The organism is Streptomyces sp. NPDC002088 (genome assembly GCF_040296605.1).
Taxonomy (GTDB): domain Bacteria; phylum Actinomycetota; class Actinomycetes; order Streptomycetales; family Streptomycetaceae; genus Streptomyces.
The window spans coordinates 58,133-71,906 of sequence record NZ_JBEOXO010000004.1; the positions used below are offsets into that span (position 1 = coordinate 58,133).

Genomic DNA, 13,774 nt, shown 5'->3' on the forward strand with positions numbered 1-13,774 from the left:
GGAGCCCTTCACGTTGCACACTGCCCTTTCCGTCATGTCCGTCAGGTCCGTCAGGTCCGTCACGGCCGCTCCCGCTCGCTCACTGCCGGCTCCAGGAGCGGAACGCACGCAGGTGTTCCGGCGTGGCCACGGCCTCCAGCCGCTCGTCATCCTGGTGGCCGCCGCCCAGCGCGGCGACCAGCCGACGAGCCGGTACGTTGCGCTCGGTGCGTTCCGCCGTCAGCCGGACCTTTGTGCAACCCAGTTCGTCGGCTCGGTCGGCCAGCCACTGCAACAGGCGTTCCTCGACCCCGCGGCCGAGCGCCCGGCAGCTCATCATCCAGGCGAGGACGTCGAGTTGGTCGCCGTCGGCCCGGACGGCGAGGAGGCCGATCTGACCGTAGTCGCCGAAGCGGTCCCGGGCCGCGGCCGTCCACACCTCGCCGCGCTGCCGCCAGCGGGCGAGGTCGTCGCCGTCGGCGGATCGGGCGCGGAGCGTGAACTGGTTGGTACGGCACACGAGTTGCTCGGCCCGCCGCACGTCCTCCTCGGACACCTCCCGGATGTCGACCTGAAGCTCCAGCCGGGCGAGGAACTCCTCGAATCCGCCCTCTTCGCGTACGGCGTCCCGCTCCCGCTCCTGCTCGTAGAAGCGGGCCCGCAGCGCGTCCTCGGCGGTCGCGGCGGCCGGGACCAGCGGCCACAACCGGCCGAGGAAGTCAGCCAGTTCGTCCGCCGGCGGGCAGGTCACCGACAGCACCTGCGGCAGTGCCGCCCGCACCTTGGCGATCTCGGCGGGGTTGTCGTCCAGGAACAGAAAGCTGTCCAGGCCCAGGTTGAGCGTGCGGGCCGCCTCCGCCAGACGCGTCGGCTTGGGGCCCCAGTCGGCGGAGAGCACGCTGAAGTGCTCGGCCTTCAGCAGGCTGTCCGGGCGGTCCAGGACGGCGCGGACCGTGGCCTCGTCGTTGTTGCTGACGAGGGCCAGCAGAGCACCGGCCGCGCGCCACTGGAGCAGCCTGCGGGCCAGCAGGGCCCGCGGACCGGTCAGGTCCACGGCGTCGGGGCCGACCTCGCCGGCGACCCCGCCCCACAGCGTCTCGTCGCCGTCGACGGCGATCACCTTCGGCGCGGGGCGCCGCACCGCCCGTACGACCTCGGCGAGGCGCAGGGCCACCGCCGCCTGGAAGGGCGGGGTGAAGGGAAGGTGGGCCAGCCGTTCGGTCCGCTCGTCGAAGGGTTCGTCGACAGGATGGTGCCGGGTCCACTCGTCGGGGCCGAGCACCGCGATGCCGGGCAGTTCGGCGAGTTCGGCGGCGATCTCGCGCTCCCAGCGGGTGAGGCGCTCCGCCGCACCGACGGCCGGCAGGAAACCGACGACGAGCGGCTTGCGGGTGCGCGCGGCCAGGTCCCGTAGCGCGGCCGGGTACGCGGTGCGCAGCTCGGCGAGCACGGTGTCGTCGAGCGGGCCGAAGCGTTCCAGGTCGGTCGCCCGCAGCAGGACCACGCCCACTGCGGTGGCGGGGTCGGCGAAGACTCCGGAGGGGTCCTGGAGGCTCGCGAGGACCTGGTGGTACGGGGCCTCGGCAACCGTCAGTTCAGCGTCGTCGACCGCGGCCTCGCACATCAGCGGCAGGTTGCCGAGGGCGAAGGTGGCGGCGAGGGCGAGAGACCGGCGCGGCACGGGCTCTTCGACGGCAGGGGCCGTACGGACGACCGCGCCCGGATCCTCCACCACCTCCGCCAGCAGCCCCAGGAACTCTTCCCCCAGCCCGGTCGCGCTCCGCGCGTCCAGGATGTCGAGGTTGTGGTCGAGCCGGATGGCGCCCGCGTCCGGGGTCATGGTGATCATCAGGTCGAGGTCGGAGTAGCCCGTCCCGGCGGGCAGCACCTCCAGGCTGTTCAGGCGGCCCGAGGAGCGTACGTAGTTGAAGTACACCTCGACGAGCGGCGCGTTGGGCCGGTGCAGGCCCTGCCGGGCGAGGGTGGCCAGGACGTCCGAGAACATGGCGCCCTTCGCCAGGATCCGCTGCAGCCGCCCGTCGGTGCGGCGCAGCACCTCCTCGACCGTCTCGTCCGCCCGGGCCTCGGCCGGGAACGGCACGGGGATGCCGTAGAAGCCCACCGCGTCGTACGCGTCGGCGTGGATACGGGTGTCCACGGGCACGGCGAGCACGAACCGCTCGCGTTCCCGCTTCCTGGCCAGCAGCACGGTGAGGGTGCCGAGGCAGAGGGCGGCGGGTGTGACGGCGAGGCCGCTCGCGGCCGTCGAGACGCGCTCCAGGAGTCCGTCGGGGAGGGTGACGGTGACGCTGCCGGCCCGGTAGGACCGGGTCTCGGGACGCGGCCCGGCGAGGGTGAGGTCGAGGCGCTCGCTGCCCTCGAAGGCCTCGCGCCAGTCGGCGCCGGAGCCCTCACCGCCCTGCTGGGCCTCGATGAGCAGGTCGACGTCCCGGTTGGTGACGGTGGCGTCGAGCGCGGTGCCGGACAGTTCGGCGTCGATCTCCGCGGCCACGAGCAGCAGGGACTGCAGATCGCTCACCGCGTGGTGGGCGCCGAACAACAGGGTCTGGCCGGCCGCGCCGCCGTCCAGCAGATCGAACCGCCACAGCGGTGTGCTCGCCAGGTCGAACGGCGGCTCCAGCAGCGCGCGCAGCCGGTCGGCGGCGTCGAACCCGCCCTCGGCGGTGGTCCAGCGCAGCACCGGCCCGGCCGGCTCCCGGTCCACGCGCAGCTGCCGTCCGCCTTCGGCGCCGGTGACGACGGCCGTACGCAGGGCCGCGTGCCGGGCGACGAGGCGGGTGAGGATCCCGGTGAGCGTCTCGCGGGTGGTCGGCGCGGTGAGCCGGACGGCGAGGCCGACGGCGTGTGCCGCGTCGGGCATGCCCGGCTGGGCGCTGCGCAGCAGCCGTACGACGTCGCGGGTCGCGGGCCTCAGCTCCGTCTCGGGTACCTCGGTCTGCGGGTCGGCCGACCGCCGCTGCGGAGCCTCGTGGCGCTCCGGCAGGCCCTCGGCGAGGGTGCGGGCGAGGCCGCGGATGTCGGACGCGGCGAACAGGTCGGCGGCGGGGAGTTCGACGCCCAGCTCGCGGGCGAAGGCGTTGCGCAGCCGGACCAGCATGAGGGAGTCCAGGCCCAGTTCCTTCAGGGCGATGGTGGCGGCCGCGTCGACGAGGCCGCCGGAGACCTCGACGACCCGGGCGCGCACGTACGTCTCGAGCCAGGCGGCGCGGTCGGCGCCGGTCGTCGCCGCGAACACCTTCTTTACGAGGTCGTCCGAGGCTGCCGTGCCCTTCGGGACGGTGACCAGGTCGGCCAGGATCGGGCGGCTGCGTGCCGCGTCCGGGTCGAGGGCCAGCAGCTCCCGGTCGAGGGCAACCGGGGCGAGCTGGCGCCGGGAGGTGGCCAGTACCCGCTCGAACAGCTCGCCGCCCTCCTGCGGGGAGAAGGCGACGAGGCCCGAGCGGCTGGTCTCGGCGGCACGGGTGCCGGACTCGGCGACCATGCCGACGCCCGCCCAGGCGCCCCAGTCGAGGCTCAGCGCCCGCCGGTCGCTCCGGGACAGGTGGTGGGCCCAGGCGTCGAGGAAGGCGTTCGCCGCCGCGTACGGGCTCTGTCCGGCGGAACCGAGAAGGCCGGCCACCGAGGCGAACAGGACCAGGTTGCCCGCTTCGGGGGCGAGTTCGGTGAGCAGGGCGGTGCCGAGCACCTTGGGGGCGAGGACGCGCAGGACGCGTTCGTCGGTCAGGTGGTCGAGGGTGGCGTCGTCGAGGACACCGGCCGCGTGCACGATCCCGGCGATGGGGCCGGTCTCGCGCCGTACGGCGTCCAGGGCGGCCGTCAGACCGGTGCGGTCGGCGACGTCGGCGCGGGCGAGGTGCACGGTGATCCCGCGTTCCTCGAGGCCCTCGAGCCAGCGGGTGGTGTCCGCGTCGGGTGTTCCCCGGCTCAGCAGTGCCAGCCGGCGGGCGCCCCGCCGGACCAGCCGCTCGGCAACGACACGGCCGAGGCCGCCGAGTCCGCCGGTGATCAGATACACGCCGTCCGGGGTGATCCCGTCGTCCTCGCCGTCGTCGGGGCGGGTGCGGGCCAGGCGCGGCACGAACCGGCCCGAGTCGCGCAGCGCGACGAGCCGTTCGTCGTCCGCGTGCCACAGCTGCGTCCACAGGGCATCGATCCCACCATGGGCCGGCAGGTCGACGAGCGTGGTCGCCAGCTCCGGCTGTTCCTGGGCCACGGTGAGGGCGAAGCCCCAGGCGAGCGCCTGCTGAGGCTGCGTCACCTGAGCGCTGCCACCGGCGGGTTGGGTGCCGCGTACGACGACGAACAGGCGGGGTACGCGGCCACCTTGCGGGCGGTCGGCGAGCGCACGCACCAGGTGCAGGGTGCTCAGGCAGCACAACCGCGCCGCTTCCTCGGCCGTGGGGTCGTCCTCGATCGCGGGGGCGTCGAGTGCGGACAGCTGGACCACCCGCTCGGGCGGCCCGTCCGCGAAGGCCTCGTCGAGGAGGCGGGCCAGGTGCTGAGGATCGGCCGGGTCGAGCACATAGCGGCCGGGCCCCTCCGCCTCGTACGCCTCGCCCCTGCGGGCGATCACGTGCGGCACCGAGGAGCCTAGCCGCTGGGCGAGCTCGGCGGCCATGCCCGTGTCGTCGGCCAGGATCAGCCAGCTGCCCGTGGTGGGCGGCTCCTGGGCGACCGGGCGCGGCTGCCAGCGGGTCTCGAAGAGCGCGCCGTCCAGCAGGGAGAGCGCGGCAAGGCGGAATTCCTCCGCCTCCAGCAGGAGTTGTTCCTTCTCGTCCCACAGCTTCAGGTCCAGGGTCGCGGTGTCACCGGCCACCGAACGCAGCTCGCAGGCCACCCAGGCGGGCGCGGTACGCAGCCCGGTGTACCGCAGCCGTCCGAACCCGGCGGGCACGAACGCCCTGCCCTGCGGCGCGTCGCCCGGCAGGGCGGCCGCGTGGAAGGCGGAGTCGAGGGTGGCCGGGTGCAGCAGATGCCCGGCAGCGGGGCGGGCGGCGAGCCGGCCGAGCGCCGCGGTGGCGGTGCGGTGACCGGTCTCCAAGCCCCGGAAGACCGGACCGTAGTCGATGCCGAGGGCGGCGAGTTGGGCGTAGACGGACGGTATGTCGGCCTGCTCCGTGCACCGCTCGCGCACGTCGGCGAGGCTTACGCCAGCCGTCGGCTCCGGGGCGGCGACGGCGACACGTCCGGTGACGTGCCGCTCCCACCGCGCGCGCCGGTCACCGGCCGGCGTGGAGGAGACGGTGAAGTCCCGGAAGCCGTCCTCGGCGGGCCGCAGCAGCAGTTGCAGCCGTACGGGCTTGTCCGCGTCGAGGCGCAGCGGCTGTACGAAATCGACCTCGGCCAGCGTCACGGCATCACCGTCCTGGAGCGTGGCCACGGCCTCCAGGACCATGTCGAGGAAGGCGGCACCGGGCAGCCAGACCTCGCCGGTGACCTGGTGGTCGGTCAGGTAGGCGAAGCGGCTGTCGCGCAGGTCGATGTCGCTCTGGAAGAGGTGCCGGTCGGCTTCGTCGCTGGCCTCGACGTGCGTGCCGAGCAGGGGCGAGCCGGCGATGGCGGTAGCCGGTGCGGGGGCGAGCCAGTGGCGTTCGCGGGCGAAGGCGTACGTGGGCAGGCCGACCCGGCGGCCCGCGCTGTCCGGGAACAGCGCGGACCAGTCGGGCGTGTGCCCGGCCACGTACAACTCCCCTACCCTGCGCAGAAGTACGGCGCGGCCGTCCTGCTGTCGGCGCAGCGAGCCGACACCGACCGCGTCGATCCCGGCCTCGGCCGCGACCGCCTCGACGGAGGGGAGCAGAGAGGGGTGCGGGCTCAGCTCGACGAAGTAGCGGTAGCCGTCGTCCAGCATGCGCCGGACGGTGTCCGCGAAGCGGACGGGCCTGGCGAGGTTGGCGTACCAGTAGGCGGCGTCGAGATGGTCGCCCGGCACGGGCTCGGCCAGCACCGTCGAGTACATGGGCGTCTGCGTCCGCGTGCCCTGGATGCCGGAGAGCCGGTCGAGCAGTTCGTCACGCAGGGGGTCCATCAGGGGGGTGTGCGAAGCGAACGGCGTCGACAGCGGGCGTGCGGTGATGCCCTGTCCGTCCAGGTGGCGGCGCAGCTCGGCCAGCGCGTCGACGTCCCCGGAAATCGCGGTGGAACGGGCACTGTTGACCGCCGCGACGAAAAGCCGGTCCGGATACGGCGCGAGGAGTGTCTCGACCTCGGCGGGCGGCAGCTCTACGGCGAGCATGCCGCCCCGCCCGACCACCGGGACGACCGTCTGGGCGCGCCCGGTCACGACGGTCACGGCGTCGTCCAGGGTGAGAGCGCCCGCGCTGTAGGCTGCGGCGATCTCGCCGAGGCTGTGGCCGACCACGGCGTCCGGGGCGACACCGCGGGCGCGCCAGGCGGCGGCGAGTGAGGCGTTGACCGCGAAGAGGACCGGTTGCAGGTACTCGGTCCGGCCGAGCGGGGAGAACTCCTCCGGCGCCCGCAGCACGTTGAGCACCGACCAGCCCGCGTGCCGCCGGACCGCCTCGTCGATACGGGTCAGCTCCTCGCGGAACGTCTCCGACTCGGCCACCAACTCCACGCCCATACCCGGCCATTGGCCGCCATGCCCGGCGAAGACGAAGGCCACCTTGCCGGTCTGGTCCTCGCGAGGCACGGACAAGGGTGTGCGTCCGGATGCCAACGCGCCGAGGTGGGCGAGGAGTTCGTCCCGGTCCCCCGCCACGACCGCCGTGCGCCGCTCGAAGTGGCTGCGGTGCCGGGCGAGGGTGTGGGCGACGTCCGGCAGGCCGGTGTCGTCGGTGAGGTGCCGGGCCAGCTGGGCCGCCTGTCCGCGTAGGGCGTCCTCGCTCCGCCCCGACAGCACGAACAGCCGCTTGCCCGGGGGGACTTCGGTCTGCGTCCGCGACTCGGCGGGCGGGGCTTCCTCGACGATCACATGGGCGTTGGTGCCGCTGATCCCGAAGGCGCTCACACCGGCACGCCGTGGCCGCTCCCCCGTGGCGGGCCAGTCCACGGCCCGCTGGAGCAGCTCCAGCCCACTGCCGTCCCAGTCGACGTGACGACTGGGCGCGTCGGCGTGCAGGGTGGCGGGCAGGGCCTGGTGGCGCAGCGACTGAATCACCTTGATCAGCCCGGCGACGCCGGAGGCCGCCTGGGCGTGCCCGATGTTGGACTTCAGCGAGCCCAGGTACAGCGGGCGGTACGCGGGCCGCGAGTCGCCGAAGACCTCCGAGAGGGCGTTCGCCTCGATCGGGTCGCCCAGGGGCGTTCCGGTGCCGTGCGCCTCGACGTAGTCGATGTCGGCGGGCTCGAGCCCGGACAGCTCCAGGGCCCGCCTGATCACCTGTTCCTGCGCGGGACCGTTCGGCGCGGACAGCCCCTGGCTGCGGCCGTCCTGGTTGACGGCCGTGCCGCGCAGCACCGCGAGCACCTCGTCCCCGTCCCGGCGGGCGTCGCTCAGCCGCTTCAGTACGAGCATGCCGGCGCCCTCGGCCCAGATGGCGCCGTCGGCGTCGTCGGAGAAGGAGCGGCAGCGGCCGGTCGTGGACAGGCCGCGCAGTCGGCTGAACTCCACGAAGGTCTGCGGCGTCACCATCAGCGTCACCCCGCCCGCGAGGGCCAGGTCGCACTCGCCGGAGCGCAGCGCCTGGGCGGCCAGGTGGGTGGCCACGAGGGACGACGAGCAGGCGGTGTCCACGGTCAGCGCCGGGCCGTGCAGTCCGAGCGCGTAGGCGAGCCGCCCCGAGGCCACGCTCAGCGCGGACCCGGTGCCGACGTACCCGTCGAGCTGGTCGAGCCGGGAGCCGGACAGGTAGTCGCTGCCGAACATGCCGACGTACACACCGGTGGTGCTGCCCGCCAGCTCGGCGGGCACGATCCCGGCGCGTTCCAGGGACTCCCACGCAGTCTCCAGCAGCAGGCGTTGCTGCGGGTCCATGGCGGCGGCTTCCTTCGGGGTGATGCCGAAGAAGCCGGCGTCGAAGGACTCGATGTCGTCGAGAAAGCCGCCCTCGCGGGCGTAGGACTTGCCCAGGGCGTCCGGATCCGGGTCGTACAGCGACTCCACGTCCCAGCGTCCCGCCGGGAACGGGCCGACGGCGTCCCGGCCGTCCGCGACCAGCCGCCACAGGTCGTCCGGGCCGCCGACGCCGCCGGGGAGGCGGCAGGCCATGGCCACGACGGCGATCGGCTCGTCGGAGGGCGTGGCAGTGGCCGTGGCGGTGACCCGGCGCGGGCCGGTCCGGCGGGGCGCCCCGCCCTCGGTCGCGAGCGCGGTGGTGAGCAGGTGCGCGGCGAGGCGGTCCGGGGTGGGGTGGTCGAACAGCAGGGTGGCGGGGAGCTTGGCGCCGATGCGGGTGCCGATGCGGTTGCGCAGCTCGACGGCCGTCACCGAGTCCATGCCGAGGTCGCGCAGCGGCTGGTCGGGGCGGACGGACTCGGCCGAGCGCAGGCCGAGAGCCCGGGAGGCCTCCTCGCGGACCAGGGCGAGGACGCGTTCGGCGCGTTCGGCCTCGGACAGCCGGGCGAGGCGCTCCGCCAGGCCGCCGGGTTGCCCGCCGGTGCGCGGCGCGGGGAGCAGCGAACGCCACAGCGCGCCGTCGGCTGCCGCGCTCTCGCGCAGGCGGGGCAGGTCGAGGGCCCAGGCGACGAGGTGCGGGGTGCCTCGCCGCAAGGCGAGTTCGGTCAGGTCGCGGCCCTGCTCGGGGGTGAGGGCACGGTGGCCGGCGCGGGCCATCCGCTCCAGGTCGGCATGCTCGGCGGCCAGTCCCTCGCCGGCCCACGCACCGAAGGAGACGGAGGTCGCGGGCAGACCCAGGGCCGAGCGGTGGTGGGAGAGCTGGTCGAGGAAGACGTTGGCCGCCGCGTAGTTGCCCTGTCCGGCGTTGCCGACGACTCCAGCGGCCGAGGAGACCAGCAGGAACAGGTCGAGCGGCAGGCCGGCGGTGAGCCGGTGGAGGTGGGCGGCGCCGTCGACCTTGGGGCGCAGTACCCGTGCGAGGCGTTCGGGCGTCAGCTCTGCGACCACCCCGTCGTCCAGGACACCGGCGCAGTGCACGACACCACGTAGCGGCATCTCGTCGCCGATACCGGCGAGGACGTCGGCGAGGGCGTCCGGGTCGGCGATGTCGCATGCCGCCACCTCGGCCTCGGCGCCGAGCGCGGCGAGTTCGGCCGTGGCCTCGGCGGCACGCCTGTCGGCAGCCTTGTCGCGGGAGGTCAGAACCAGTTTCGGCACGCCGTGCTCGGCGAGCAGCCGCGCAATGTGCCGCCCGACGGCTCCCAGTCCGCCGGTGATCAGCACCGTGCCGTCGACGGGTATGCCGCCGGTCGGCTCCGCCGCGCGGGCCCGCACGAGCCGTGGGGCGAGCAACACGCCTGCATGCAGGGCGAGTTCGGGCTCATCGGTGTGCGCCAGGACGGTGATCGGTGCGTCGGGGGAAGCGTCGTCGAGGTCGAGCAGGGTCAGACCGAGGTCGGGGTGTTCAGTGCGGGCGCTGCGGGCCAGGCCCCACAGCACTGACTGGGCGAGCCCGGGTACGGCCTCGCCGCCACCGGCCGCGACCGCTCCGCGGGTCACCCAGACGGTCCGGCCCGGCGCCTCGCCGGGCGGGAGGGCGATCAGGGCGTGCAGTTCGGAGAGCGCGGTGGCGGCCAACTCCTGTGCACTGGCTGCCGGTTCGGCGCCCGACGCCGGGCGTGGCCAGAATCGTACGACGATGTCGGCGCCCGTCTCCCGTACCGGGATGCCCGCTGCGTCGAGGCCGCGCAGAGTCGCCTCGACCGCGGGGTCCGACGGCTCGCCGCGGACGGCCCAGGTGCCGTCGTCCGGTTCCGCCGCGGGCACCTCCGTCCACGCCACCTCGTACAGGTGGCGGCCGTTCCCCGAGCCGGTCTTCAGGTCGGCCGGGTTCACCGCTCGCAGCCGTACGCCCTCCAGCCGGCCCGCCGGGAAGCCGTCGGCGTCCCACAGGGTCACGTCCAGTGTCAGGTCGGTCGCCGAGCCGCCCGTCCGCCGTACGGAGGCGGTCAGGTCGGTCGCGCCGCCGGGCGGCAGCACGCAGCGGCCCACCGCCACCGGCAGGAGGACCCGGTCCTCGGACGGGTCGAGCACGGAGGCCACGTGCAGTGCGGCGTCGAGCAGCGCGGGGTGGACGGGGTAGGGGTCGGCCACGTCCCGGGCCACGGGCGGGAGCGACAGTCGGGCCAGGAGCCGGCCGTCGTCGGCCACGACTGCCTCCCGTACGCCCCGGAAGGCGGGGCCGTAGCCGAGGCCGAGCGCGGTCAGGCGCTCGTATGTGTCCGGGCTCCAGGCGGGTTCGGCGGCGTCCGGCCACGCGGGCGGCCGCCCGGTCGTCGCGGGGGCGTCGGTCGTCGCGGACGCCGTTGCGTGCAGGGTCCAGCCGTTGGTCTCGCCGCCGCGCTGGCGGCTGTGCACCGTGATCTCCGGCACGGGCCCCTCGGCGACCACCTCGACGGACACCTCGACCGTGCCGGAGGCCGGCAGGATGAGCGGGGTGAGGACGAGCAGGCCGGTGACGTCGGCCGGGCGGTCCGGGCGGGCCGTTTCCAGGGCGGCGCGGCACAGCTCCATCAGGGTCGTGCCGGACACCACGGTCCGGCCGAACACCGCGTGGTCGGGCAGCCAGCCGGCGGTGGCCGGGGACCATTCGTTACGGAAGGTCCAACGGGTCTCGTCGGCCGACTGGAGCTGGATGCCGAGCAACGGGTGCGCGGCGCGGTCGAACAGGCCGGGCCCTCCGGTGCCGGACTCGGGCTCGATCCAGTACCGCTGCGAATCCCACGCGTAGGTCGGCAGGTCAGCAGGTGCGGTGTCGGGAACCAGGCGGCGCCAGTCGATCTGCCGTCCGTGGACGTGGAGTTCGGCAGCCGCCCGGTCCAGGCAGGTTGGGCCGTTCTCGGCACGGCGCAGGGAGCCCACGGCGACCAGGTCGTGGCCGTGGTCCTCACCGACCGTACGCAGTGCGGTCAACAGCGCCGGGTGCGGGCTGAGTTCGACGAAGTGGCGGTAGCCGTCGGCCGCCATGCGCTCCACGGTGGCCGCGAAGCGGACGGGTTCGCGGAGGTTGGTGTACCAGTAGTCGGCTTCGAGCTCGTCGGTGATCGGTTCGCCGGTGACCGTGGAGTACCAGGCGACGGACGTCGGGTAGGTGGCGACGCCGTCGAGTTCGTCGAGGATCGTCGCACGGACCGGTTCGACCTGGGCGCTGTGGGAGGCGTAGTCGACGTCGAGGCGGCGGACGAAGACCTGTTCCCGGTCGAGGTCGGCGAGCAGCGCCTCCAGAGGCTCGACCGCACCGGCGATCACCGTCGAGCGGCCGCTGTTGACGGCGGCGACCGAGACGGCTCCGTCGGATTCGGCGATGCGGGCTGCCACCTCTGTGTGCGGCAGGGCCACGACGGCCATCGCACCGGAGCCGGACAGCTCGGTCAGGGCCTGGCTGCGCAGGGCGACCACGGCCGCCGCGTCGTTGAGGCTCAGCGCCCCGGCGACGCAGGCCGCGGCGACCTCGCCCTGGCTGTGTCCGATCACGGCGTCAGGCCGAATGCCGCGTGCCCGCCACACCGCGGCCAGTGACACCATCACGGCGAAGAGGACCGGCTGCACGACGTCCACGCGCTCCAGGGACGGCGCGCCGGCGTCACCGCGCAGGACGGCCGCCACCGACCACTCGGTGAACGGGCGCAGGGCGCCGTCGCAGCGGTCGAGTTCGTCCGCGAACACCGGGTCCTGCTCCAGCAGGTCGCGGGCCATGCCGGCCCACTGGGCGCCCTGGCCTGGGAAAACGAAAGCCAACTTACCGGCGCAAACGGCCTGTTGGGGGTTGACGGTCAGGTCGGTATCGGCGCCTCCGGTGGCCAGTGCGCGCAGTGCGGTCGTCAGTTCGTCGCGGTCACCGGCCCGGATGACGACCCGCTGCTCGAAATGGGTGCGATGGTGGGCGAGCGTGGCGCTCACCGTCGGCAACGGCAACTCGGGCCGTGCGTCGAGAGCTTCGAGGAGGCGGGCGGCCTGGCTCCGGAGGGCGGGGAGAGTGCGGGCGGAGAGCGGGAAGAGGGAGGAGTCAGGCAGTCCTTCGGCGCCCGCGGACGGATCGCCCGGCGCCTCCTCCAGCACCACGTGCGCGTTGGTGCCGCTGATCCCGAACGCGCTCACCCCGGCCCGCCGCACCCGGTCCTCGCGACGCGGCCACGCCCCGGCGCCGCTGTGCACGCGCAGGCCGCCGCGCGCCCAGTCGACGTGCTCGGTCGGTGTCCCGGCGTGCAGGGACGCCGGGATCTGCTCGTGCCCCAGGGCCAGTACGGTCTTGATGACGCCGCCGATACCGGCCGCGGCCTGGGTGTGACCGATGTTGGACTTCAGGGAACCGACGCCGAGCGGCCGGTCGGCCGGACGGCCCGGCCCGAAGACGGCGGCCAGCGCGTTGCCCTCGATGGGGTCGCCGAGCCGGGTGCCGGTGCCGTGGGCCTCCACGTAGTCGATGTCGTCCGGCCGGAGTCCGGCCGCGTACAGGGCGGCGCGCAGCACCCGCTCCTGGGCAAGACCGTTGGGGGCGCTCAGGCCCTGACTGCGGCCGTCCTGGTTGACCGCCGAGCCCTTGACGACGGCGAGCACCCGGTCGCCGTCCCGACGTGCGTCCGCGAGCCGCTTGAGCAGCACCAGTCCGCAGCCCTCGGCCCACACCACACCGTCCGCGTCGGTCGAAAAGGGGCTGCACCGTCCGGACGGCGACAACCCGCGCAGACGGCTGAACTCGACGTGGCCGCGCGGGGTCACCAGCAGGGTCGCTCCGCCCGCCAGCGCCAGGTCGCACTCGCCGCTCGCCAGGGCCCGCGCCGCCAGGTGGAGGGCGACCAGGGAGGAGGAGCAGGCGGTGTCGACAGTGACGGCCGGGCCCTGGAGGCCGAGGGTGTAGGCGATGCGCCCGGAGGCGACACTGGACGCCGAGCCGGTGCCGACGTGCCCGTCGAGTTGCCCGAGGGAGGCGGAGGCCAGGTAGCCGCTGTCGTAGAGGCCGACGTAGACGCCCGTGGAGCTGCCGTTCAGGGTGTCCGGGACGATGCCGGCGCGCTCGATCGCCTCCCAGCTGGTCTGCATCAGCAGCCGCTGCTGGGGGTCCATGGCCGCGGCCTCGCGCGGGGAGATGCCGAAGAAAGCCGCGTCGAAGCGGTCGACGCCGTCGAGGAATCCGCCGCGCAGGGTGTAGGCCTTGCCGGTGGCCTCCGGGTCGGGGTCGAGGAGTCCTTGAGTGTCCCAACGGCCTGGGGGCACCTCGGAGATGGCGTCGTCGCCTGCGGTCAGCAGCCGCCACAGCGCCTCGGGGTCGTCGGCACCGCCGGGGAAGCGGCAGGCCATGGAGATGATCGCGATGTCGTCGCCGGCCCGTTCGGGAAGCTGCGCGGACTCCACGGTCCGGGCCGGCCGGTCGGCGAGCACCGCGTCGGCGAGCGCCGCGATGGTGGGGTGGTTGAACAGGAGGGAGGGCTCCAGGGTCCGGCCGATGCGCTCGGACAGGTCGACGGCCAGGGCGACCAACTGACGTGACCCCAGGCCGAATTCAGCGATGGGCCGGTGCGGGTCGACGGTCAGCGGGTCGAGTCCGGCCGCCTCGGCGACGGCCGACACCAGCCAGGCCCGCACGCCCTCGGCGGTCGTCACGGGCTCGGGGGTCTGCTCCGGGGACTCGTGCGCAGGCTTCGGGGACTCGTTCGCAGGCATCTGGAAAAGGGTGTCCTCGTGAACTGGGAGCTCAGG

At 74.2% G+C, this 13,774-nt stretch carries 1 protein-coding gene; it reads right to left on the bottom strand.

Annotated elements, in window-relative coordinates; genetic code table 11:
- Nucleotides 1-79 precede the first annotated feature (79 nt).
- A complete protein-coding gene (locus ABT114_RS10225) occupies nt 80-13,738 on the bottom strand; it encodes an SDR family NAD(P)-dependent oxidoreductase (RefSeq protein WP_351140678.1) in 13,659 nt (4,552 codons plus the stop codon).
- Between the last annotated feature and the right edge of the window lie 36 nt (nt 13,739-13,774).

Coding starts and splice junctions, on each gene's coding strand:
- ABT114_RS10225 (WP_351140678.1), bottom strand. CDS start 13,738: ATGCCTGCGAACGAGTCCCCGAAGCCTGCGCACGAGTCCCCGGAGCAG.